The sequence below is a fragment of the Streptomyces dioscori genome (assembly GCF_003024195.1).
Taxonomy (GTDB): Bacteria; Actinomycetota; Actinomycetes; order Streptomycetales; family Streptomycetaceae; genus Streptomyces; species Streptomyces dioscori.
This window is the reverse complement of record NZ_KZ679050.1, coordinates 191,270-215,150: the sequence shown is the minus strand read 5'-3', so window position 1 is coordinate 215,150 and position 23,881 is coordinate 191,270. Positions and strand designations below refer to the sequence as shown.

Sequence of the window (23,881 nt, the reverse complement as noted above, 5' to 3'; positions counted from 1 at the left end):
TGTCACTGAAACTCCAGGAAGACCGTTTCGCCTTCGCCCTGAAGACGGATGTCGAAACGGTACGTCCCCATCGCCCCCTTCGTCCCGTTCGCCCCCTCGGTCGCGATCAGCGTGGCGCGCCGCTCGGCCGGCAGCGAGTCGAGCAGCGGGTCCGCGCCGTCGGCGAGGTAGGCGCGAGTGAAGAGGTGGTGTGTCAGCCCGCGCGCGAACACGCACACGCTGATGTACGGCAGTCCGGAGTTGCCCGGCGGCAGCGTGTGGAGTGCGTAGTGTCCGTCGGCGTCCGTGGGCACCCGCCCGTACCCCGTGAAGTCGACGCCGTTGCGGCCGAGGAAACCGCCGGTCGACGGATCGCGGCGCATGGACCCGGGCGCGCCCGTCAGTGAGCCGTCGGGTGCGGCCTGCCAGAAGTCGAGCAGCGCGTCGGGGACCGGCCTGCCCGCGCCGTCGTACACGTACCCGTGCAGGCTGATCGCGTCCGGGTGGCCCTGGGGGGCGATCCGGGCGCCGTCGGGGAAGGGGAGCGCGTGCCCGTAGAACGGGCCGATGGTGTGGGACGGGGTGGGGAGCAGTCGTTCGGCCATGCTCAACGGCCTTCCTCGATCCAGGTGGCGGACGGGCCGTCGAGGACGATGTCCCAGGCGTAGCCCATCGAGAACTCGGGCTTCGACAGGTCGTGGTCGTAGGTGGCCACCAGCCGCTCGCGGGCCGCCGTGTCCGTCACCGACCGGAGTATCGGGTCGTACCGGAACAGCGGGTCGCTCGGGAAGTACATCTGGGTCACGAGCCGCTGGGTGAACGCCGTCCCGAAGACGGAGAAATGGATGTGCGCGGGCCGCCACGCGTTGGTGTGGTTGCCCCAGGGGTAGGGGCCCGGCTTGATCGTGGTGAACGAGTACCGGCCCTGATCGTCCGTCAGGGTCCGTCCCACACCGGTGAAGTGGGGGTCGAGCGGCGCCGGGTGCTGCTCACGCAGATGGGCGTACCGGCCGGCGGCGTTGGCCTGCCATATCTCGACGAGCTGGCCGCGCACGGGGCGGCCGTCGCGGTCGAGCAGCCGTCCCGAGACGGTCATCCGCTCGCCTATGGGCTCGCCCCGGTGATGGATCGTCAGGTCACTGTCGTGCTCGGTGATGTCGGTGACGCCGAACACCGGCCCCGACAGCTCGACGGTCTCCGGGTCGCCCCCGCTCACGGCGACCAGCGGCTGTTGCGGGTGGCGCAACAGGGAGCTGCGGTACGGGGCGTAGTCGCGCCGCGGATGGTGAAGGACCGGCGCGCCACCGGCGACCGCCTTGTCGTACGCGTCCTGCTGGTCCTTGATCTCTGTGTCGATGTCCGACTGGGTGAGAGCCATGAGAGGTGGGTTCCTAACGCTCCAGTACGAGGGCGAGGCCCTGGCCGACGCCGATGCAGAGGGTGGCGACGCCGACTCCCGAGCCCCTGCGGGCCAGTTGGTGGGCGACGGTCCCGGCGAGCCGGGCACCGGAGGCGCCGAGGGGGTGGCCCAGGGCGATGGCCCCGCCCTGCGGGTTGAGGACGGCCGGGTCGAACTCGGGCCACTCGGCGACACAGCCGAGGACCTGCGCGGCGAACGCCTCGTTGAGTTCGAGAGTTGACAGGTCGTCAAATGTCTTGCCCGCCTTGGCGAGCGCGCGGTTGACGGCCTCGACGGGAGCGAGCCCGAAGTAGTCGGGGTCGAGCGCCGAGACGCCGGACGAGGACACCCGGGCGAGGGGTTCGCGACCGGTGGCGGCGAGACCTTCCTCGTCGACGAGCAGCAGGGCCGCCGCGCCGTCGTTGAGCGGTGAGGCGTTGCCGGCGGTGACCGTACCGCCGTCGGGGCGGAACGACGGCTTGAGCCTGCCCATCGCGGCGAGGGAGGCGTCGGCGCGTACGCATTCGTCGGCGGCGAAGGACAGCGGGTCGCCCTTGCGCTGCGGAAGGGAAACCGGCGCGATCTCGCCGTCGAACAGGCCCGCGGACTGGGCGGCGGCAGCCTTGTTGTGGCTGGCGCGGGCGAACTCGTCCTGCTGCTCACGGCTGATCTTGTGCTTGTCCGCGATGAGTTCGGCGGACTCACCGAGCGGGATGGTCCACTGCGGGTCCATCTTCGGGTTCACCATGCGCCAGCCGAGGGTCGTGGAGTACAGCTCGGTGTGCCCGGCGGGAAAGGGCCGGTCGCTCTTCGGCAGGACATAGGGGGCGCGGGTCATCGACTCGACACCGCCGGCGAGGGCGATCGAGGCGTCGCCGAGCGCGATCGCGCGGGCGGCCTGGATGACGGCCTCAAGCCCTGACGCGCACAGCCGGTTGACGCTCACGCCCGGCACGGAGGTGGGCAGACCCGCGAGCAGAGAGGCCATCCGGGCGACGTTACGGTTCTCCTCACCGGCGCCGTTCGCGTTGCCGAAGTACACGTCGTCGATCCGGGCCGGGTCCAGGTCCGGCGTACGGGCGAGGAGTTCACGCAGGGCATGGGCGGCCAGGTCGTCCGGGCGGACGGCGGCGAGGCTTCCGTTGTACTTGCCGAACGGGGTACGGACGGCGTCGACGATGTAGACGTCCTTCACGGCTGCTTCTCCTCGGTGAGCTCCTCGACGAGCTCGTCGGCGATACGAACCTTGGCGGCAGTCTTCGCCACGACCTCATCGACCGTGACACCGGGCGCCGTCCCGACGAGTACCAGGCCCTCGGCCGTGACGTCCAGGACACCCAGGTCCGTGATCACGCGATTGACGCAGGCTTTACCGGTCAGCGGCAGCGTGCACGTGTCGAGGACCTTCGGGGAGCCGTCCTTGGCGGTGTGGGTCATCACCACGATCACCGTACGGGCGCCGTGCACCAGGTCCATGGCCCCGCCGATCCCGGTGATCATCTTGCCGGGTACGGCCCAGTTCGCCAGGTCGCCGCCCGCGGAGACCTGCATCGCGCCGAGGACCGCGACATCGATGTGCCCGCCGCGGATCATCCCGAACGACAGCGACGAGTCGAAGTAGGAGGCGCCGGGCAGGACCGTGACGGTCTCCTTGCCCGCGTTGATCAGGTCCGGGTCGACCTGCTCCTCGGTCGGGTACGGGCCGGTGCCCAGGATGCCGTTCTCCGACTCCAGGATCACCTCCACGTCCGGCGGGAGGTAGTTGGGGATCAGCGTCGGCAGCCCGATGCCGAGATTCACGTACTGGCCGTCCGCGAGTTCGCGCGCGGCCCGCGCGGCCATCTGTTCACGCGTCCAGGCCATCAGCCGTTCACCGTCCCTCGTGCGGGAGAGGTCTCTCGTGCCGGAGACGTCCCTCGTGCGGGAGAGGTCTCTCGTGCCGCGGGCGCGGAGACCGTCCGCTGTTCGATCTTCTTGTCCGCCGCCTGCGCCGGGGTGAGCGCGACGACCCGCTGCACGAAGATGCCCGGCAGATGCACCGCGTCCGGATCGATCTCGCCGGGCTCCACCAGCTCCTCCACCTCGGCGATCGTCACCCGTCCGGCCATCGCGGCGAGGGGGTTGAAGTTGCGGGAGGACTTGTTGAAGACGAGGTTCCCGTGCCGGTCGCCCTTGGCGGCCCGCACCAGCGCGAAGTCGGTACGGATGCCGCGCTCCAGCACGTACGGGGTGCCGTCGAAGTCCCGTACCTCCTTCGGCGGGGAGGCCAGCGCGACACCGCCCTCGCCGTCGTAGCGCCAGGGCAGACCGCCGTCGGCGACCTGCGTGCCCACACCGGCCGGTGTGTAGAACGCGGGAATCCCGGCGCCACCGGCCCGCAGCCGCTCGGCCAGGGTGCCCTGCGGGATCATCTCGACCTCCAGCTCGCCGCCCAGGTACTGCCGCGCGAACTCCTTGTTCGCCCCGATGTACGAGCCGGTGACGCGGGCGATGCGGCCCGCCGCGAGGAGGACCGCCAGGCCCGACTCCATCGCCCCGCAGTTGTTGGACACCACGCCCAGGCCGGTGACACCGCGCTCGTACAGCGCCTGGATCGTCACGTTCGGCACACCGCTGAGGCCGAAACCGCCGACGGCGAGTGTCGCGCCGTCCGGTACGTCGGCCACAGCCCCGGCGGCTGTGGAGACCACCTTGTCCATCTGCGAAGCCCCATCTCTCCCGAGCATCCCGCGGCCCCGATTAGTCAGGGCACTGAGTATTTCTACGAGGTTTCGAACACGCTGCCATCGCGGCCGTCAACCGTCAAGACCCCCAATGAAGAGGGAGCTGAGAGGGTGCTCGCGGAAAAGAGACAGCGGAGTGCCGGCCCGCTATTGTTCAGTGCACCAACGAATGCTGATTCTCGTGCTTCAAGGAGCGCTCATGGCCGCGGTGGATCTCTCCACCCACCCCGGGCACCTGGCCCGGCGGCTGCAGCAGGCGCACTACCTGCTGTGGAACACGATGGTCTCCGAGGAGATCACCTCGCCCCAGTTCGCGGTCCTGAACGCGCTCGTCGCCGAGCCGGGACTCGACCAGCGCACGGTGGGGGAGCGGGTGGGGCTTGACCGGTCCACCATCGCCGAGGTCATCAGCCGGCTCGGGCGGCGCGGTCTGCTGGACAAGGTCCGTGATCCGCAGGACGGGAGGCGGTCGCTGCTGCGTCTCACGGACGACGGGGGGCGGGTGCATCGCAAGCTGACCGTGCGGACGGCTCGGATGAACCAGGTCTTCCTCGCTCCCCTCTCGGGAGACGAGCAGGCGCTCTTCTTCTCGCTGATCCAGCGGGTCTCCGACGCGGCGGAGGGCTTGCGCAATCCGGTGGCCCCGGGGGAGCCGGCCGTCAGCCGGGCGCCGTGACGGGGTGCGGGTGGGGCCGTGGCCGGCGTAAAAGACTGCGCAGTTCCCCGCGCCCCTAAAAGCAGGCCGGTCGTCGTCTGTGCGTCCGGTGGGGGTCACCCGCGCCGTTCCCCGCGCCCCTGACGGGCGCCCCGTCAGGGGCGCGGGGAACGGCGCAGTCTTTTGTCTTTAGGGGCGCGGGGAACTGCGCGACAAGCCCCCACCGGACCCGCACCCGACGACCGGCCTGTTCTTGGGGGCGCGGGGAACTGCGCGGCCCGCCCCCACCGGGCCGCAGGTGGAGGTGATACGCCAGGCAGCCGCCGAGTGGGGGGTCACGCTCGGGCGAACACCACCCATACCTGCCCCTCGGCGAAGTTCATCGGCGCGCCGGACGGCGTCGTGAACTCCGTCCCACCCGTCGCGAGCGGCCGCTTCCACGCCACATCGAACGCCTTGCCGTCACGCAACACCTTCGCCGTGCCGGACCCGACCGTCTCCGTGTAAGGCGTGATGTTCCCGAGGTAGTCGTGATACCTGGACTTACGGATGTTCACGTACTGCACGACGACCGTCGAGGCGGAAACCCGCTTCCCACCGGTCGTCACCGTAGGCGTCCCGTCCATCGACACCAGCCAGCGCCGCTGGTCCCGGGACCAGTCGAACGTGAAGCGGGCCTCCGGGAAGCGGACCGTACGCGTGCTCTCGGCCGTACCGCCCGCGGGCGCGGCACCGTACCGGAAGCCCGTCGTCAGCGCGTCCGCCCCCGGCGTGGCCGTCAGCAGCCGCTGGGGCCGCAGATAGAGGTTGTGCGGCTGGGGCTTGTCCGTGCCCCGGTAGTACGCGTTGGTCTTGTCCTCCGGCAGCGCGGTCTGCAACGGCGCACTGTCGATCAGCGGCAGCAGCTTCTTCTGCGCCCCGGAGAAGGCGAGCGTCGGCTTGTGGAATTGCCGCAGCAGCTCCAGGTCCGATTCTCGGGCACTGCGTACCGGCCCGATGGCCTTCGGCAGGCGGGTCGCGTACACCGCCATCAACCGGCTGAGACCGCCCTCGACCTGCTCGGCGTACACGACGTCAGCGGCGTCCAGGCCGGTCTGCGGGCGGGCGCCGGGCACGTTGTCGATCTTCACGACGAGCGGGGAGGCGGCCCGGGGCGCCGGACTCGCCGGGGCGCTGGTGCCCGCCGTGCCGTCGGTGCGGGGCGGCATGTCTCCGCGCTGCTTGTCGTCGAGCGGCTCACCGCGCGTGCAGGCCGTCGCAGCGGCACCCACCAGCAGGGTGGCCAGCAGTGTCGTCGTCATGGCCGAGCGCCTCGAACGCCCCGTCCGCCCCGTTCGCCCCGTTCGTCTCCTGCGTACCGTGGCCACCGTGCCCCGTTTCGTCGTTTGTCGGGTTATAGGTTCAATGAGTACGTACCCAATGAGCCAAGATCGAAGGCGCGCGCTGGTCCGAGCGGGTCACGGGCGGGGGTGCGAGGGTGCGGCGGTCCGGCCGGCAGTGCCGCGGAGCGAGGCGACGGCCGTACGCGGGAGACGTACCCAACAAGGCTGTCGCGCAAGGGTGTTGGGTGGCGGAAATGCGTCCGGGGCCGTTCAGCCTCGCGGTCCCAGAATGTCCGCGAGGTCGTAGCCGACCGGCTCCTCCAGCTGGGCGTACGTACAGCTCTCCGGCGTACGGTCCGGGCGCCAGCGGCGGAAGCGCGCCATGTGCCGGAAGCGCGCGCCGTTCTCCATGTGCTCGTACGCCACCTCGCACACCAGTTCCGGCCGTAGCGGAATCCAGGACAGGTCCTTCTTGCCCGTCCAGCGGCTGGGCGCGCCCGGCAGCCGCGCAGACTCGTGCGCCGACTCCTCGGCCCAGGCCGCCCACGGATGTCCGGCGGGCGACTCCATGAGCAGCGGGGCCAGCTCCGCGATCAACTCCTCGCGCCGCTTCATCGTGAAGGCCGCGCACACGCCCACGTGCTGCAATGTGCCCTCGGCGTCGTACAGGCCGAGCAGCAGCGAGCCGACGACGGGCCCGCTCTTGTGGAGCCGGTAGCCCGCCACCACCACTTCCGCCGTGCGCTCGTGCTTGATCTTGAACATCAGGCGTTCGTCCTGCCCGTAGCGCAGGGCCAGCGGCTTGGCGACCACTCCGTCGAGCCCGGCCCCCTCGTACCGCTCGAACCACATCCGCGCCACTTCGATGTCCGTGGTCGCCGGCGCCAGGTGCACGGGGGCCGTGCTGTCGGACAGTGCCCCCTCCAGCAGGGCCCGCCGGTCGGAGAGCGGGACGTCCAGCAGTGACTCGTCGGCCAGCGCGAGCAGGTCGAACGCCACGAACGACGCCGGCTGGCGCTCCGAGAGGGTCTTCACCCGGGAGGCCGCCGGATGGATGCGCTCGGAGAGGGCGTCGAAGTCGAGCCGTCCGCCCCGCGCGACCACGATCTCGCCGTCCACCACGCACCGCTCCGGCAGCCGCTCCCGCAACGCCTCCACCAGCTCGGGAAAGTACCTGACCAGCGACTTCGTATTGCGGCTGCCGATCTCGATCTCGTCGCCGTCACGGAAGACGATCGCCCGGAACCCGTCCCACTTCGCCTCGTAGTGCATACCCGGCGGAATCCGCGCCGCGGACTTGGCGAGCATGGGCTTCACGGGCGGCATCACCGGCAGATCCATACACCGATTCTGCGGGGATATATCAAGAATCGCCCGGTGTGCCCCTTGAGCGCGGATATGCGAGGTGTACGCGGTACGCCTACCGTGGCTCGCATGGCGGATGCGGTGGAGCTGGAGGCGGCGGGCAGGACGGTACGGCTGTCCAGCCCGGACAGGGTCTTCTTCCCGGAGCGCGGCTTCACGAAGCTGGACCTCGCCCGGTACTACCTCGCGGTCGGCCCCGGCATCCTGCGCGCGTTGCGGAACCGGCCCACGACCCTGGAGCGCTACCCCGAGGGGGTCGGCGGCGAGTCCTTCTTCCAGAAACGGGCGCCCAAGAACATGCCCGACTGGATCCCCACCGCGCACATCGCCTTCCCCAGCGGCCGCAGCGCCGACGAGATGTGCCCCACCGAGGTCGCCGCCGTCCTGTGGGCCGCCCAGTTCGGCACGCTGACCTTCCACCCCTGGCCCGTACGCCGGGACGACGTCGACCGGCCGGACGAGCTGCGCATCGACCTGGACCCGCAGCCGGGCACCGACTACGCCGACGCGGTACGCGCCGCCCATGAGCTGCGCGAGGTGCTGCACGAGTACGGGGATCTGCGCGGCTTCCCCAAGACCTCCGGCGGCCGGGGGCTGCACGTCTTCGTGCCGATCGAGCCGCGCTGGACGTTCACCCAGGTCCGCCGGGCCGCGATCGCCGTCGGACGTGAGCTGGAGCGCCGGATGCCGGATCAGGTGACCACGGCCTGGTGGAAGGAGGAGCGGGGCGAGAAGATCTTCGTCGACTACAACCAGACGGCCCGCGACCGCACGATCGCCTCCGCCTATTCGGTACGCCCCCGGCCGCACGCGCCGGTGTCGGCGCCCCTGACCTGGGACGAGGTCGGCGAGGCCGTGCCCCGGGACTTCGATCTCGCGACCATGCCCGCGCGCTTCGCCGAACTCGGCGATGTGCACGCGGACATGGACGAGCACGCCTACTCCCTCGAAGCCCTGCTCGAACTCGCCACCCGTGACGAACACGATCACGGGCTGGGCGATCTGCCGTACCCGCCCGAGTACCCGAAGATGCCGGGCGAGCCGAAGCGGGTACAGCCGAGCAGGGCCAAGAAGGAGAGCTGACCTGCAGCTGTGAGGCTGGTTGAGCTGGTTGAGCTGGTTGGGCTAGTTGGGCGTCACAGCTCCTTGATCCTGACGTCCCGGTACGACACCACGTCCGTCGTGCCGTGCACCTGGAGTCCGATGTAGCCGGAGGAGAACCGCCGCCCGTCCGTGCCCGGGTCGTCCGAGCGCGGCGGGGTGAAGTCCTGACCGCCGGTGTTGTCGAACTCGTTGATCAGCACGCCGTTGCGGTAGATCGAGTAGTGCTGGTCCACCACGCGGATCTCGTAGTCGTTCCAGGTGCCCTTCTGGGTGACACCGGCACCGGCCAGGCCCACCCGGTCGAAGCCGTAGACCGAACCGGTCTTGTACATGTCGCCGGTGGGGCTGTCGAACTCCTGGATCTCGTGCCCGTACTTGATGGCGACCCACTCCGGCCGGGACTCCTCCGGGTGGTTGTGGACCTGCGGGAACCGCACGAACACACCGGAGTTGGCGTTGCCCGTGCCCGGCGCGTCGTCACGCCACTGGAGCTTCAGCGAGAAGTCCCCGTACTTGCGCTCGGGGAACCACAGCATGCCCAGGCCGTCCCTCGTCCTGCCCGAGGTGATGGTGCCGTCGCCGTTGAGGCCGAACGAACCGCCGCCCACGTGCTGCCACTTGCCGAAGGTGTCCTGCGTACCGTCCATGATCGTGCGGTAGCCCTCGGTCTGGCCGGGGTCGCCGATGCCCGACTCGTCGGCCGCCGCGTCGATCAGGTCGTACTCGCGCTGGACGATCACGCCGTCCTTGAGGAGGGTCTTGAGGACCGCCGTCACGTGCTTGAGGAACAGCGCGTGGGACGTCCACTCCTTCTCGTCCTCGATCAACTCGTTGATGCGGCACCGGCTGTTGGTGATCCGGTTCGGCACACCCGAGTCGACCGTACCGACGATGACGGTCAACCGCTCGTCGTATTCAGCGCAGTTGGGCGCCGGTACGCCGCCGCCGGGGGCGATCGTGAAGCTCACCGTACGGGCGTCCGAGGTGTTGCCGGCCTTGTCGCTGGCCCGGTAGACCACCGAGTGCGCGCCCACGCGGTCGACCACCACGGGAGCGGTGTACGCGAGGTAGGGGCCGCCGTCGAGCGAGTACTCGATCCTGTCGACCCCGGAACCGCCGTGCGCGTCGGTCGCGGTCACCGTCACCTTGGCGCTGTTGATGTACGCGCCGGAGGAGTTCTTCGTGCCCTCGACGTTCACACCGGTCACCGGGGGAGTGGTGTCCTCCACCGGCGGCGCGACGACGGTGAACGACACCGACTTCTCGGCGGCCGCGTTGCCCGCCTTGTCCGTCGCCCGGAACCGCACCTTGTGCGCGCCGACCTCGTGGACCATCACCGGAGCGGTGTAGGGCTGCCAGGCACCGGCGTCACCGAGCGCGTACTCGATGGTGTTGACGCCGGAACCGGTGTCGGAGGCCGTCACCGTGACGGTCGCCATGGAGACGTACTCGCCCTGCGCGTTCTTCTCACCGGTCACCGTCGCCGAGGTGTCCGGCGCGGTCGTGTCGTCCGTCGGCGGGGCCACCACCGTGAACTGCTCCGCCTTCTCCGCGGAGGTGTTCCCGGCCTTGTCGATGGCCCGGTGGCGGACCTTCTGGGCGCCGACCTGGTCGACCACCACGGGTGTGGTGTACGGCAGCCAGGCACCCGCGTCACCGAGGGCGTACTCGATGCGCTCGACGCCCGAACCGCCCGCGTCCGTCGCGCTGAGCGCCACGGTCGCCGAACCGACGTACGCGCCGTCCGCGTTCTTCGTGCCCGTGACCTCGGCGGCGGTCTCCGGCGCGGTGGTGTCCTCGCCGGTGCCCTCCGTGACCACCAGGATGCCCTGCATCTGGCCGTGGCCGGGGATCGTGCAGAAGTAGCGGTAGCGGCCGGGTGAGAGCGTCACCTCGGCGGTGTGCTTGCCGCCCTGGTCGTCGTTCGGGTTGGCCAGGATGTTCAGCGGGACGTCGTTCTGGTACTCCGGGTCCGACACGTCGAACGTCAACGTGTGCGGCATGCCCATGGTGTTGCCGGTCGCCTCGCTGTTCTCGAAGACGATCGTCGTCGGGCCCGCGACCGCCGTCGTGGGCGCGGACGCGTACTTGGTGATGTCGTCACCGGCCGTCCAGGTGAGCGTCTGCGCCGCGGCAGCCGCCTTGGACGGGGTGTTGTCGGTCTGGCCGGAGGCCGAGGTGGAGGCGAGCCCCAGCACCATCAGCAGCGACGCCAGCAGCGCCGTCCACAACCGTCCAGTTCTTCGCCTGCCGATGTTTCCCACGCGCGTCACTGCGCCTCCCTGGCGAGCTGAGAGGCGGCGGGAGTGGGGCCGCCGCCCTTGTACGTCACCTGCCACAGCGCGGACTTGGAGTCCGAGGTGAAGAAGCCACGGCCGTAGTCGAGGACGTACAGCGTGCCGTCCGGGCCGAACTTCCAGTCCATGAGGTTCTTGATGCCGTCGTTGCCGATCGGGATGATCTTCTTCAGGGACTCGGCGTGCACCGGGATGCCGCCCTGTCCGGCCGTCTTCGGGTCGAGCAGCACGGCGTGGCGCGGCTGGTCGGCGTCGTAGAAGTCGCCCACGAACCACTTGCCGTCCCAGTACGCCGGCCACTTGGCGGCGCTCGCCGAGTTCGCGTCGTAGCGGTAGACGGGCCCGTCCATGGCCGCCTGGCCGCCGCCCTTGAGCCAGGGCAGCAGGAACTTCTGCTCAGCGGTCTTGTACGACGGGATGCCGTTGGCGTCCCGCGGGTAGTCCGGGCCGCCGCCCTGGGGCGAGTACCAGATGGTGTTCGACGTGACCGGCGGCAGGTTCACGAGACCGTCGTTGTTCGGCGACTCGTTCTTCGGCGCGTTGCAGTCGTACCAGCCGAGCGGCTTCGTCGGATCGGGCAGATTGCGGTCCCGGTAGGGCTGCTTGTTGCCCATGCAGTACGGCCAGCCGTGGTTGCCCGGCTTGGTGATCGCGGCGAACGTGTCGTACTTCGCCGGACCCCAGGTCGTCGACGGCGACCCGGCGTCCGGGCCGACCCAGCCCGCGTACAGCGTGTCGGTCTTCTTGTCGATCGAGATGCGCGCCGGGTTGCGGACGCCCATCACATAGATCTCGCCGCGCGTCTTGCCGCCGCCCTCGGCGGTCTCCTTGCCCGTGAAGAGGTTCCCCTCGGGCAGGGTGTACGTGCCGTCCTGCTCCGGGTGGATGCGCAGGATCTTGCCGTTGAGGTTGTTGGTGTTGCCCGCCGTGCGGCGCGCGTCGGCGAAGGAGACGCCCTTGTAGTTGGGCTGCGGGTTGTTGCCCGAGTAGCCGTCGCTGAAGCCACTGGAGTTGTTGTCACCCGTGGCGATGTACAGGTTGCTCTTGGAGTCCCAGGCCAGACCGCCGCCCGAGTGGCAGCAGCTGTGGATCTGCACCGGCCACTTCAGCAGGACCTTCTCGCTGTTCAGATCCAGCCTGCTGGTCGCCGAGTTGTAGGTGAAGCGGGACACGTACCGCTCGGCCATCCGCTTGTCGCGGTCGATGCGGGAATGCGGCGTGTAGTGCAGGTACACCCAGCCGTTGTCCTCGAACCGGGGGTCCAGCTCGATGCCGAGCAGACCCTCCTCGACCTTGATCAGTTCGTCGCCGCCGCCCTTGTTGCCGAAGACGTTGAGCGTCCCGGCCAGCGTGACCTTCTTGGTCTTCGGGTCGTAGACGTGGATCTCGCCCTTGCCCTTGCCGACGTCCGGGTTGTTCCAGTCCGTGACGACCGGCTGCGAGGAGTCGGCGCCGCCGCGGCCGATGTAGAACACCCGGCCGTCGGGCGCCGTCACCAGGCCGTGCGGCTCGCCGATCTGGTCGTTCTGGCCCGGCTGGTTGGGCTGGGTCAGCCGCTCCGCCTTGTAGTTGGCGTTGATCGTGGCCTTGCAGTCGGCCTGCGAGATACGGGTCGTCCAGGCGAGCGCCCCGCGCAGATGGGACCGGAACTCAGTCTCGTCGTACGACGATTCGGTCCCACCCATACCGGTGTAGAAGGACCGGCCGCCGTCGTAGTCACGGCACCAGGACACGGGGTGGTCGGCGCCGTTGGCACTCGTGCCCGGCGTGTACGTCGACTCGCGGACCCGGGCCACGGTGTGCACGTCACCGGACGGGTTCTTGGTCCAGTTCAGCCACTGGTCGGGACGCTTCCACTGCAGCGGCAGATCCTTGGTGGCCGGATGCTGCCGGTCGCCGACCTCGACGGTGGCCCGCTGTACGTTCGTCGGGCTGTTCGCCGCAGGACGGGCACCGACGAGTCCGGTGAACCAGTCCGAGTACGGCTCGGCGCGGGCCGCGTCATGGATGCCGAGGAAGCCGCCGCCGGCCTCCATGTACGACTCCAGACCGGCCTCCTGCTCCGGATCGAGGATGTCACCGCCGCCGGTCAGGAAGACGACGGCGTTGTAGAGGCCGAGTTCCGTCTCGTCGGTGAAGACGGAGGCGTCGTCCGTGGCCGTCACCTTGAAGCGCCCGGCCGCCGGGCCGCTCTGGCCGATGTCCTCGATCGCCTCGATACCGGCGTTGACGACGGGCGACTCGTCGCCGCCGGCCGCGGACCCGTGGTAGATCAGCACGCGTACATCGGAGCCGCCCGGCGGCGACTTGATCGACATCGTTGTCAGGGGCGGCTCGGGTGCGGGGCGCGCGCTCGCGGCCGGCCCCGAGAGGACACCGGCGGCGACGACTCCGGCAGCCAGCGCGGCTGCCCAGCCTCTCCGTCTTGCTCTGCCCAACGTCCGTACGGTCAGTGGCGTTTGATGCGGTGTGGGCCGCATGTGGTCACCCCATCCTCCTCGGTCACAGCAACAGCGCCATGGAAGCTAGACCTTTTCTCGGAACTCGCCAATAGGTACGACCGGTATCCAACAAACTTTGTCCTGAGTGTGGATAAACGAAGGCGATGCCACTACCGTCTCACCAGTTCGTCTCTGTCACTCGGTTCCGTCAGACCCATCAACCCGGTTGATCGCGCTGCAGATTGGGAGAGTTCGGCATGAGCACCATGGACGACATGGACACCACGGGTGCGGGCACCGGTGACGCGATGGACAGGCGTGGTTTCAGCCGTCGGATGATGATGGGCGGGGCCGCCGTCGCCACGGTCGCGACATCGTTGTCGCTCGTCGCCGCGAAGGACGCGACGTCCGCGGACAGCGCGGCGAGCGCGAGCAGCGCGCTGCGTACCGCCCCCGCGGGCGGCGAGGTCAGACGCTTCAAGCTGTACATCGAGAAGCTCGCCGACGGGCAGCTGGGCTACGGGTTCGAGAAGGGCGCGGCCACGATCCCCGGGCCGCTGATCGAACTCAACGAGGGCGACACCGCGTACATCGAGGTCGAGAACACGCTGGACGTGGCGGCGAGTCTGCACGTCCACGGCGTGGACTACGAGGTGTCCAGCGACGGCACGAAGCTGAGCAAGTCGCATGTCGAACCGGGGGACACCCGTACGTACACCTGGCGCACGCACGCCCCCGGCCGCCGCAAGGACGGCACCTGGCGGGCGGGCAGCGCGGGCTACTGGCACTACCACGACCATGTCGTCGGCACCGAACACGGCACGACGGGCATCCGCAAGGGCCTCTACGGCCCGGTGATCGTCCGCAGGCAGGGCGACATCCTCCCGGACAAGACCCACACCATCGTCTTCAACGACATGACGATCAACAACAGGCCGGGGCACGACAGCCCCAACTTCGAGGCCACGGTGGGGGACCGGATCGAGTTCGTCTCGATCACGCACGGCGAGTACTACCACACGTTCCACGTGCACGGTCACCGCTGGGCGGACAACCGCACGGGCCTGCTGACCGGCCCGGACGACCCCAGCCGCGTGGTCGACAACCTGATCGTGGGCCCCGCGGACTCGTTCGGCTTCCAGGTCATCGCGGGGGAGGGCGTCGGCGCGGGCGCGTGGATGTACCACTGCCACGTCCAGAGCCACTCCGACATGGGAATGGCAGGCCTGTTCCTGGTCAAGAAGACGGACGGCACGATCCCGGGCTACGAGCCCCACGAACACTGAAGCGGCGGGGCGCGCAGCGCCCCGCGCCCTGAGGGGCGCGGGGAACGGCGCGGCCAGTCACGACGTGCCCGCACGTGACGTCCGACCTGTCCTTCTGGGGGCGCGGGGAACTGCGCGACAAGCCACGACGCACCTGCAATGGGCATACGGGGTGTCGGGGCAGGGCCCGTCGGGTTTTCGGCTGCGGCCGAGAGGGGGCGGGCCGCGCAGTTCCCCGCGCCCCTGACGGGGCTCGGTCGGCTCTGAGGGGCGCGGGGAACTGCGCGACCGGCCACGACGGATCCGCACCCGCGCACGCCCCCCCCCCCCGCGGAGCGGCTACGCGGAGACTCGGCGTACCAGAGTCGTCGGCAGCACCACGCTCGACGGCACGTCCGCGACGGCGGACCCACTCCGGTCCAGCCCCCGCAACAACAACCGCGCCATCAACCGCCCCATCTCCTCGATGTCCTGCCGGACAGTCGTGAGCGGCGGATCGGCCTGCTCGGTGAACGGCAGCATGTCGTCGAACCCGATCACGGCGACATCCTCGGGCACCCGCCGCCCCCGCTCACGCAGCGCCCGCATCGCACCGACCGCCATGAGATCGTTCGCCGCGAACACCGCGTCCACATCGGGGCGCCGGTCGAGAAGTTCCCGCATGGCGCGCTCACCGCCACCCGGGGTGAAGTCGCTCTCCACGATCAGCCGCGGATCGGCGTCCACCATGACGTCACGGAACCCGTCGAGCCGGTCGACCGCCGACGTCTGGTCGAGGGCGCCGGTGATGTGCGCGACGCGCGTGCGGCCGAGCCCGACGAGATGCCGGACGGCCTCACGGGCGCCGCCCCGGTTGTCGCAGTCGACGTACACCACGCCGTGTGATCCGTCGCTCCAGCCGGGACGGCCGCCGTACACGGTCGGCACCCCGTGGATCAGGCTGGGCAGCGGGTCGTCGAGGTGCAGCGAGAAGACGAGGGCGCCGTCGACATGGCCGCCGGCGAGGTAACGCGCCACGCGGGCGTGGTCGTCGCGGCCCTCCGTGAGCAGCAGGACCAGTTGCGAGTCGTGGGCCGTCAGCTCCTTGCTGATGCCTCGGAGCTGGAGCGCGAAGAAGGGGTCCGCGAAGACGCGGGTCTCCGGTTCGGCGATGACCACGGCGACGGCGTCGTGACGTCGGGTCACGAGGCTGCGGGCGGCCTGGTTGGGGACGTAACCGAGTTCGTCGACGGCGCGCCTGACCCGTTCCACGAGGGGTTCGCGGACGCCTTCGCCGCCGTTGACGACCCGGGACACGGTGGCTCGGGAGACTCCCGCCCGGGCGGCCACTGCCTCCAGTGTGGGGCGTGGCTGTGTCGACTGGTCGGTCACCTCGGGGCTCCTCAGGGCGGCGGTTGCCGATCAGGATAGCCGGGGTTCGCTTCATTGCTGAGAGCGCTCCCTTTTGGCCGAGGTGGCCTTCTGGTGCGGGTGCGTCGTGGGTGATTGCGCGGTTCCCCGCGCCCCCGAAAGCCGCCCTGTCGTCGGGTGCGGGCCCGTCGTGGCTGGTCGCGCAGTTCCCCGTGCCCCTAAAAGCGGGCCCGTCGTGGCGCTGGCCTGGACTGCCAGGCCAAGCCCCGTAAGGGGCGCGGGGAACTGCGCGACCAGCCCCCACGTGCCGGCGGTCGGGAGCGGGACGGGGCCTGCCCTGACACTCGCTATGCGGGTGCGGGTGCGGGTGCGGGTGCGTCGTGGCGTCGGCTTTGGCTTCGGCTGCTGACCTGAGCCCCGTAAGGGGCGCGGGGAACTGCGCGGCCCGCCCCCACGTGCCGGCGGTCGGGAGCGGGACGGGGCCTGCCCCGACACCCCGAATGCGGCACGTCGGGTGGGGTCGAGCGGGATCGGGAGCAGCCGGGGTCGGTCGGGCGGACGTCACCCCATGCTCGGCTCGCTCCTGATCACCGCGAAGCGCGCCCCGTACGGGTCGGCGAGCTTGGCGATCCGGCCGACACCCTCCACGGACGTGGCGGGCATACGAACCGTGCCACCCAGCTGCCGGGCCTTCGCGACCACGTCGTCCGCGTCCGTGACCTCGAAATAGGGCAGCCAGTACGCCCCCGCCTCCTGCTCCGTCGGGTCGTCGGCCAGCGGGACGACACCGCCGAACATGCCGTCCTCGCCGCCCTCCGCAGGGTTGATGCAGGTGTAGACGCCGCCGGGGAACGGCATGGCGGAGGTCTCCATGCCCAGTACGGAGTGGTAGAACGCGGCCGCGGCGGCGATGTCCGGTGTGTACAGCTCGACCCAGCACAGGGAGCCCGGCTCACCGGCCACGTCGAGGCCGCGGAGTGCGGCGGGCTGCCAGATGCCGAAGGGGACGCCCGCCCGATCGGCGAGGATGGCCATGCGGCCCTTGTCCATGATGTCGTCGGGCGGCACCAGCACGCCGCCTCCGGCCTGCTCGACCGCCTTGGCCGTCGCGTCGGCGTCCGGGCTCCGGAAATAGACGGTCCATGACGGCGGGCCCTGTTCGGGGGTGGTCTGCATACCGCCCGCCGCGGTCTTCCCGGCCGTCCGGAAGAAGCCGTACCCGCCGGACTCGGGTCCTGCCGACTGGAAGTCCCAGCCGAAGACGCCTCGATAGAAGGAAGTGGCGCCGTCGATGTCGGGGGTGCCGAGATCGATCCAGTTCGGAGCGCCCGTGACGAAACGGGTGGTGAGCATATTGCCCTCCTTCGCGAGGTCCCGTTGCCTGCACTGCCGAGTCTTGCACCGCCCACTGACAACCGCTGCCGGAGCGGGGCGCTGCCGCGGTCCGGGGCCTGGTGGGGGCGGGCCCGCACCCGCGCCTGGGCCCGTCGTTCACCTACGGCCCGGTGGGGGCTGGCCGCGCAGTTCCCGCGCCCCTGACGGGGCACGACCCAGGAGCGCGGGCGACCCCGACATTCCAGCTGGCATCAGCCGACGACCGCCCCGCGAGCCGACTGCGTTTCGCTAGCGCGGCGCGGCGCGGGACGCCAGGCCCCTTTGTGTCGCGGGCGCAGTGGCCGTAGCGGGCGGAGTGAATCCGTTGGGGATGTCGCCGCGCGCCGCTGTGTCTCTGTCCTCTGCTGGGAGCATCATCGGGTTCGTTGTGTCGCCGGGCCTTGTGCGCCGCGTCGGGTTCTGCGGGTGTGGTGGTGTCGCGCGGGTGGGCGTTGAGCCCGTGTTGATCGAACGTTTTTCGAGGCGCGACACGATCCCGGCATGCACAACGACACCATTGCCGCCGCGCCCGACCTCTCCTGGCAGGAACAGGCACTGTGCGCCCAGACCGGTTCCGACTTCTTCTTTCCCGAGCCGGGCAGCTCGGTGCGTGAGGCGAAGCAGATCTGCGGAATGTGCGACATGCGCTCCGCGTGCCTCGAATACGCACTCAACCACGACGAACGCTTCGGCGTCTGGGGCGGCCTCTCCGAGAAGGAACGCCTCAGCCTCCGACGCGCCCAGCACTAGCGAAACACCGGCCCGGTAGCAGCGGCGCATCGGAATTTCCGAGCGCGTTGCGGCTTTCGGCGGGCACAATCCACCGCATGGTCCACACCCCGCGGCAGCAGGCCGAGAGTCTGCTGAACGCCCTCGATCCGCTGCCGTATCCCCTGCGTATGCGCGAACTTGCCGCAAGGGTGAGGGAGTTGGAGGAGGCTCGGCCGCTGCTGGGCGAGCTGGAGGCGTGCGGGTCCTACGGGCGGGGGCTCGCCGTCGTCGCGGCGGCCGTCAGCCGGGACGCCGGGTGGGTCGGCGCCCGCCTCGCCGACCCGGACTCCTTCGTGCGCGGACACGCGCTGCGGGTGGCCGACAGCCTCCATGTGCCCGACTCCGCCTACGAGTCGGCCCTGTCCGACGCGCCCGAGGCGATACGCCGGGACCTGCTGCGGGCCGTGGTCTCGGGGCGGCGCACCGCGCTGGCGGACCGGCTCGTCGACCCGTTGCGCGACGCATGGGGCGACGCGGAGGCGGCACGTCTGCTGCCCGGCTGCTCACCCGGTACGGTCGCCCGGCTCCTGCCGTCGCTCTTCCCCGCCGTGCGGGGCTGGACCGCGCTCGGCAGACGGCATCCGGAAGTCCTGCTGGACGCGGTGGAGGGCGAGTTGGCCGCACTGCCTCCGTCACTGCGCGACACCTGGTGGCGGCGGTACGCGCAGTCCGTGACGGCCACCGTGCCCTTCCGGCCGCTCCGTGCGCTGGAGCTGGTCGAACGCTTCGCATCCGCCGGGCTCCCGTATCAACTCCACGACCGGTTGGCCGCGTTCGCCGCCGTCGCTCCGGAGCGGGTGCTCCGTCTGCTCCTCGCGGGCGACAGCCTTCCGGTCGAAGCCGTGCGCAGTCGTCCGCTGCTGCGCAGGCTGGCGCGGTCGGAGAGCCGGCGGAATGGTGAACTCGTCGCGCTCGGGTCGGTGTTGGCCGACCACGGTGACCTTGCCGCCTTCCTCGCGGCACTCCCGCCCGCTCGCCGGTACGCCTTCTACACCGATGTGCTGGCCGGCCGGGGCCCGGCAGGCAGAGGCGCTCTCGTCGACGCCGTGATCCTCGATGCGCTGCCGCGCAGTCGTGTCGCGGAGGAGGCACGTCGGATGGCCGCCGCGGCCCGCGGGAGCGGCGCGGCCTGGCACACCGTGCTGCTCGCCGAGTCCTACCTGCCGGTCGACCAGGTGCGCGAGCGGCTCGTCGAGGCGACCCGCCGTCCCGCCGCCGAAGACCGCGCCCTGGCCTGGCCGTTGCTCATCGACAACGCGGCCCGCTCCGGCGACCCCGCCGTCGTCGTCCGCGTACTGGAGGAGTCCGCGCGGCTCCGCAACGAGCAGAACCCGGTACGGCAGCCGGCTCTGTGGACGCTGTCCCGGATCCCGCCCGCCCTGTTGACCGAGGAGGCCGGGCCGCATCTCGACAGGATCGTCGCCGACGCCGTCGACGCCCAGGACTCCTCGCCGGGCAGCCGCCGCAACCTCAGCCGGCTCGCCGTCTCCGTGCTCCGCGAGCACGCGGCGGGCGGCTCACGGGAGTTGGTCAATTGGGCCCTGCGCACCCTCGTACGGATCTCCGGCAACACCGGCGGCGCCGACCTCGGCCGGCTCGACGCGACGCTGCGCCGGGGGCAGGAGCATCAGGTGTACGAGGCGCTGCGCCCGTGGATCGAGGCAGGGGCGGAGAAGGCCGACTACGGCCTCGCCTTCGCGCTCGCCCGGGCCGTGGGGCGGCGCGCCGCCGGGATGACCGATCTGCAGGAACTCCTTTGGCAGGCCATCCGGTTCGGGAACGACACGACCGTCCGCGCCGCCGTCGAGCTGTGGCTGGAACCGCCCGCCACCCGGGACGAAAGAGCCGCGCGCGTCCTCGCCCTCGACCCCTCGGCGGGGACACTGCGGCCCGTCCTGGCTGTGCTCACCCGCCGCCGTACCGACCTCCTCGACGTACTCCTGGCGGACACCCCGCCGTACGGCCGCTTCCTCACCAGGGGCAGCGCGTGGACCGTACCCGTGGGACCTGACGTACGACGCTGGCTGCCGCGGCAACAGGACGTCCTGATGCGGAAGTTGGCGGAGTCCGCCGCCGACGCGGGGCTGCTCGCCCATGCCAGGGCCGCCGCCGTGGAACAGGCGGCACGCGTACCGGGGCGGGGCGCCGAAGTGGCCCGCCGCTGGACCGGTTCGCGGAACACCGTGCTCGCGGAGGCCGCGCTCGGCGCGCTCGCCCACACCGACCGGCCCGGTGACACACTTCCCGAACTGCTCGCGCACGCCGGCGACGACCGGGCACGTGTCGCCGTGTACGCGGCCACCCGGGCGTCCCGGCACGTGGCGCCGTCCCTGCTGGTGGACCGACTGCGTGACCTCCTGACCGCGCCGGACACCAAGGTGACCAGCCGCAAGGAGGCCGCCCGCCTCGCCGCGGCCCGGCTCCCGGCCCCGGTGGCCGCACGCCTCCTCACCGAGGCGTACCGGCGGCCGGGCACCCACCTCGACGTCCGTGCCGCGTGTGTCGCCTTCGCGGGCTCGCTGCTCGCCCAGGAGCCCGTGTGGACGCTGCTGCACGACGCCGCCGTGGCGGAACCCGTTCTCCGGGCGGGCGTGCTGCGCGTCGCACCCCTCGACCTGCCGGAACGGCATCGCGAGCGGTACGCCCGGCTCGTCCGCGACGTGTCCACGACCGACGACCCGCCGACCGCCGTCCTCGCCTACGGCGCCCTGGCCCGCTGGGCGCCCTGGTGCCCCGACGCGCCCACCGTCCTGGCCACCGCCACGGCGGACCTGACGAACCGCACGAGTTGGCGGGCCGCCGCCCAGGGCCTGGTGATCGCGGCGACCGGTTCGGACGGGGGAGCCGCGGGAGTACGGGATGCCCTGCGGGCGCTGGCGGAGGCGGGGATGGAGGCGGGGATCGAGGCGGAGGTGGCAGGCCGGGCGAGGAACCCGGACCACGCGTACGAGTCCGGCGGCGCCGGAAGCGAAACCCTTGCCGATGCCGATGCCGATGCCGATGCCGATGCCGATGCCGATGCCGGGACCGGGACCATGGCCGGAACCGCGACCACGACCGGCGCCGGTGTTGGTCCCGATGCCGATGCCGAGCCCCTTCGGGACCGGCCCGCCCGGCAGCGCGTGGACCATCTCGTCGTGTGCCTGGAGCAGCGGGCCGAAGCCCACGCCGGGCCCGTCCGCGCGGCGGCCCTCGGCGCCGCCGAACTGCTGGCGCGTTACGACGGATTCGTGCCGCAGGCCGCCGCGATCACGGTGGCCCATCTCGACCTGGACGCCGAGGCGGAGCACGTGGACGCGGCCCTGTTCCGGCTGGCCGCGCTGACGCAGGGCCGGCCGGCGCTCGCGGCCGCGACCGCCGCCGAACTCGCCGAACGGCTGGACCACGGCACGCAGGAGGGCGACGACGAGATCCTGCTCGGCGCCGCCCGGCGGCTCACCGCGCACGGCGGTCACAGCGAGGGACTGCTCGCCACCGCCCTCACGGTCGCCCTCGGCACCCGCACGGACTGGCGGCAGCCGTGGCGAGAGCGGCTCAGAGCACTGCGCCGCCACCCGGTGGCCGACGTCCGCGACGCGGCACTGGCCCGGACGACGGCGTACGAGTGAGAGATGCCCCGGTTCCGGCACACGCGCCGGGACAGGGGCATCGAGTCAGGCGCCGGGTCACCCGCCGCGGAGCGGATCACACGGCCGCGGAGCGAGTCGCGGCGCGGATCACACCGCGGCGGCGCGGGCCGCCATACGGGCCTTGCGGGCCGCGAGCTTCTCGTCGAACTTGGATGCCTCGGCGTCCAGGCCGCCCATGTACAGGCCGAGCTCCTCCTGCGCCTTCAGGCCCTCGGGGCCCAGGCCGTCGATCTGCAGGACCTTGAGGTGGCGCAGTACCGGCATCAGGACGTCGTCGTGGTGGATGCGCATGTTGTAGACCTCGCCGATGGCCATCTGCGCTGCGGCGCGCTCGAAGCCGGGCATGCCGTGTCCGGGCATCCGGAACTGGACGATGACGTCCCGCACGGCCTGCATGGTCAGGTCAGGAGCCAGCTCGAACGCGGCCTTGAGGAGGTTGCGGTAGAAGACCATGTGCAGGTTCTCGTCGGTCGCGATGCGCGCCAGCATGCGGTCGCAGACGGGGTCGCCCGACTGGTGTCCGGTGTTGCGGTGCGAGACGCGGGTCGCCAGCTCCTGGAAGGCGACGTACGCGACGGAGTGCAGCATCGAGTGCCGGTTGTCCGACTCGAAGCCCTCACTCATGTGCTGCATACGGAACGCTTCGAGCTGGTCGGGGTCCACGGCGCGCGACGCGAGGAGGTAGTCGCGCATCACGATGCCGTGGCGGCCCTCCTCGGCGGTCCAGCGGTGCACCCAGGTGCCCCAGGCGCCGTCGCGGCCGAAGAGGGAGGCGATCTCGTGGTGGTAGCTCGGCAGGTTGTCCTCGGTCAGGAGGTTCACGACGAGCGCGATACGGCCGAGCTCGGTGACCTTGGACTGCTCCTTGCCCCAGGCCTCGCCGTCCTCGAAGATGCCGGGGAAGTTGCGGGCGTCGGACCAGGGCACGTACTCGTGCGGCATCCAGTCCTTCGCGACCTTCAGGTGCCGGTTGAGTTCGGTCTCCACCACTTCTTCCAGCGCGAACAGCAGCCGGGCGTCGGTCCAGTCGGAGGACGGGCTGCCGAGATGGGGAGAAGTGATCGTCACGGGGGCTCCAGGGGGACGTATGTGCTGAGCGGTGAAACCAACCTACGGCATCGTAGGCTACGTATCCGTAGGTTACGGTGCCGTAGGTTAAGCGTGCTGTAAAGAGCCCTGATCAGCAACGATCTCCGGAAAGATCGATTCTGCGGGCATACGGAGGGCACCCGTCCGGCGGATGCGCAGGTCCCGGGGCCGTACGCGAGGGTTACCCCCGGTCTCAGACGTACAGCTCCCGCAGCCGGACCGAGAGGCACGTCACACAGCCTTCGAGCTTCTCGAACTCGCCGATGTCGACGAGGACGGGTTCGAGACCGAGCCCGGCGAACAGGTCGGCCGTCTTCGGCGCGCTCGCCGCCATCAGCAGCTTCCCGCCGCCCAGCAGGACGACGTGCGAGCCGGCCTCCTCCGGTACCGCCAGGAAGCGCGGGAACAGCGACGGGGTGTCCACCAGCGGCTCGTACCCGACGATCGTGCCGTCCGGCAGCGCGGTGACGGCCGATTTCAGGTGCAGCACCTTGCTGACCGGTACGGCGACGACCCGGGCGCCGAGCGGCTCGAAGGTGGCCCGCAACTGCTGGATGCCGGCTCCGTTGGTACGTCCGCCCTGACCGACGTAGATCGTGTCGCCGACCTTCAGGACGTCGCCGCCGTCGAGCGTGCCCGGCTCCCACACCCAGTTCACCGAGCAGCCGAGCCGGGCCACCGCTTCTTCGACGCCGGCGGTCTCGCCGCGCCGGGACTCCGCGCCCGGACGGCCGATCAGCGCCACGTTGCGGAAGACGACCACCGCGTCCTCGACGAACACGGAGTCCGGGCAGTCGTCTGCGGGCTCGGCCTCGACGGTCTCCCAGCCGTGCGTACGCAGTGCGCCCGCGTACGCCTCCCACTGGTCGAGCGCCAGGGCGAGGTCGACCGGCGTGCGCTCCAGGTGCGTGAGGAGACCTTCGGCCAGGCGGGGGCTGGGACGGCGGATGAGAGCCTTCTGGCTGGGCACGTGCGGTCTCCGTCTCGGCAGGCTGTTGTCCCGCACATCATGCAGCCCCCCACCCACGCCACAACACCCCCCGCCCCGCCCCGTAAGGGGCGCGGGGAACGGCGCGACCAGCCCCCACGCACCCGCACGCAACAAACAACCGGCGGTG

At 70.7% G+C, this 23,881-nt stretch carries 18 protein-coding genes; 5 read left to right on the top strand and 13 right to left on the bottom strand.

Annotated features, from left to right (window positions below; genetic code table 11):
* Positions 1 to 2 precede the first annotated feature (2 nt).
* Genes pcaG through C6Y14_RS30100 form a run of 5 tightly spaced genes read right to left on the bottom strand, consistent with a single transcriptional unit; the run spans position 3 to position 4,077 of the window.
* A complete protein-coding gene (gene pcaG / locus C6Y14_RS30120) occupies positions 3 to 584 on the bottom strand; it encodes a protocatechuate 3,4-dioxygenase subunit alpha (protein ID WP_107020007.1) in 582 nt (193 codons plus the stop codon).
* A 2-nt stretch (positions 585 to 586) separates the two neighbouring features.
* Positions 587 to 1,357 (bottom strand): protocatechuate 3,4-dioxygenase subunit beta, encoded by a 771-nt coding sequence (pcaH, locus tag C6Y14_RS30115; protein ID WP_107020006.1) that lies wholly within the window; start codon positions 1,355 to 1,357, stop codon positions 587 to 589.
* A gap of 13 nt (positions 1,358 to 1,370) precedes the next feature.
* Positions 1,371 to 2,573: a thiolase family protein gene (locus C6Y14_RS30110; protein ID WP_107020005.1), complete on the bottom strand. Its 1,203-nt coding sequence runs from the start codon at positions 2,571 to 2,573 to the stop codon at positions 1,371 to 1,373.
* The gene (locus C6Y14_RS30105) at positions 2,570 to 3,241 is read right to left on the bottom strand and encodes a CoA transferase subunit B (protein WP_107020004.1); all 672 of its coding nucleotides are present in this window, start codon (positions 3,239 to 3,241) and stop codon (positions 2,570 to 2,572) included. Before C6Y14_RS30105 ends, C6Y14_RS30110 begins: the two co-directional genes overlap by 4 nt.
* Positions 3,241 to 4,077 carry a CoA transferase subunit A gene (locus tag C6Y14_RS30100; RefSeq protein WP_225891353.1) on the bottom strand — a complete coding sequence of 279 codons (837 nt, stop codon included), beginning with the start codon at positions 4,075 to 4,077 and terminating at the stop codon, positions 3,241 to 3,243. The genes C6Y14_RS30105 and C6Y14_RS30100 overlap by 1 nt, the downstream gene beginning before the upstream one ends.
* Before the next feature lie 223 nt (positions 4,078 to 4,300).
* Between C6Y14_RS30100 and C6Y14_RS30095 the strand changes: the two genes are divergently transcribed.
* On the top strand, positions 4,301 to 4,777 hold the full coding sequence (locus C6Y14_RS30095) for a MarR family winged helix-turn-helix transcriptional regulator (RefSeq protein WP_107020003.1): 477 nt from the start codon (positions 4,301 to 4,303) through the stop codon (positions 4,775 to 4,777).
* A 314-nt stretch (positions 4,778 to 5,091) separates the two neighbouring features.
* Here the strand turns inward: C6Y14_RS30095 and C6Y14_RS30090 are convergent, their stop codons facing one another.
* Positions 5,092 to 6,057: a DUF3048 domain-containing protein gene (locus C6Y14_RS30090; RefSeq protein WP_107020002.1), complete on the bottom strand. Its 966-nt coding sequence runs from the start codon at positions 6,055 to 6,057 to the stop codon at positions 5,092 to 5,094.
* Positions 6,058 to 6,348: 291 nt separating this feature from the next.
* Positions 6,349 to 7,419: an ATP-dependent DNA ligase gene (locus tag C6Y14_RS30085; protein ID WP_107020001.1), complete on the bottom strand. Its 1,071-nt coding sequence runs from the start codon at positions 7,417 to 7,419 to the stop codon at positions 6,349 to 6,351.
* Between the two features lie 93 nt (positions 7,420 to 7,512).
* Between C6Y14_RS30085 and ligD the strand changes: the two genes are divergently transcribed.
* Positions 7,513 to 8,526, top strand: coding sequence for a non-homologous end-joining DNA ligase (gene ligD, locus C6Y14_RS30080; RefSeq protein WP_107020000.1), 1,014 nt, complete (start codon positions 7,513 to 7,515; stop codon positions 8,524 to 8,526).
* Positions 8,527 to 8,579: 53 nt separating this feature from the next.
* Here ligD and C6Y14_RS30075 read toward each other — a convergent pair whose 3' ends face one another.
* Positions 8,580 to 10,748 (bottom strand): OmpL47-type beta-barrel domain-containing protein, encoded by a 2,169-nt coding sequence (locus C6Y14_RS30075; protein WP_225891362.1) that lies wholly within the window; start codon positions 10,746 to 10,748, stop codon positions 8,580 to 8,582.
* A 68-nt stretch (positions 10,749 to 10,816) separates the two neighbouring features.
* Positions 10,817 to 13,246, bottom strand: a complete 2,430-nt coding sequence (locus tag C6Y14_RS30070; RefSeq protein WP_107020114.1) for a ThuA domain-containing protein — start codon at positions 13,244 to 13,246, stop codon at positions 10,817 to 10,819.
* Between the two features lie 347 nt (positions 13,247 to 13,593).
* Between C6Y14_RS30070 and C6Y14_RS30065 the strand changes: the two genes are divergently transcribed.
* Entirely contained in the window at positions 13,594 to 14,571 is a 978-nt protein-coding gene (locus C6Y14_RS30065) for a multicopper oxidase domain-containing protein (RefSeq protein WP_107020113.1), read from the top strand.
* 318 nt (positions 14,572 to 14,889) lie between these two features.
* Here the strand turns inward: C6Y14_RS30065 and C6Y14_RS30060 are convergent, their stop codons facing one another.
* Positions 14,890 to 15,921 (bottom strand): LacI family DNA-binding transcriptional regulator, encoded by a 1,032-nt coding sequence (locus tag C6Y14_RS30060; RefSeq protein WP_107019998.1) that lies wholly within the window; start codon positions 15,919 to 15,921, stop codon positions 14,890 to 14,892.
* 540 nt (positions 15,922 to 16,461) lie between these two features.
* Positions 16,462 to 17,253 (bottom strand): VOC family protein, encoded by a 792-nt coding sequence (locus C6Y14_RS30050; RefSeq protein WP_107019996.1) that lies wholly within the window; start codon positions 17,251 to 17,253, stop codon positions 16,462 to 16,464.
* 522 nt (positions 17,254 to 17,775) lie between these two features.
* Here C6Y14_RS30050 and C6Y14_RS30045 point away from each other — a divergent pair.
* Positions 17,776 to 18,024 carry a WhiB family transcriptional regulator gene (locus C6Y14_RS30045; protein ID WP_107019995.1) on the top strand — a complete coding sequence of 83 codons (249 nt, stop codon included), beginning with the start codon at positions 17,776 to 17,778 and terminating at the stop codon, positions 18,022 to 18,024.
* A 77-nt stretch (positions 18,025 to 18,101) separates the two neighbouring features.
* Positions 18,102 to 21,653: a hypothetical protein gene (locus tag C6Y14_RS30040; RefSeq protein ID WP_107019994.1), complete on the top strand. Its 3,552-nt coding sequence runs from the start codon at positions 18,102 to 18,104 to the stop codon at positions 21,651 to 21,653.
* Positions 21,654 to 21,761: 108 nt separating this feature from the next.
* On the opposite strand, the gene C6Y14_RS30035 is transcribed toward C6Y14_RS30040, so the two are convergent.
* Positions 21,762 to 22,742: an acyl-ACP desaturase gene (locus C6Y14_RS30035; protein ID WP_107019993.1), complete on the bottom strand. Its 981-nt coding sequence runs from the start codon at positions 22,740 to 22,742 to the stop codon at positions 21,762 to 21,764.
* Positions 22,743 to 22,956: 214 nt separating this feature from the next.
* Positions 22,957 to 23,733 (bottom strand): dimethylargininase, encoded by a 777-nt coding sequence (gene ddaH, locus C6Y14_RS30030; RefSeq protein WP_107019992.1) that lies wholly within the window; start codon positions 23,731 to 23,733, stop codon positions 22,957 to 22,959.
* Positions 23,734 to 23,881: the final 148 nt, after the last annotated feature.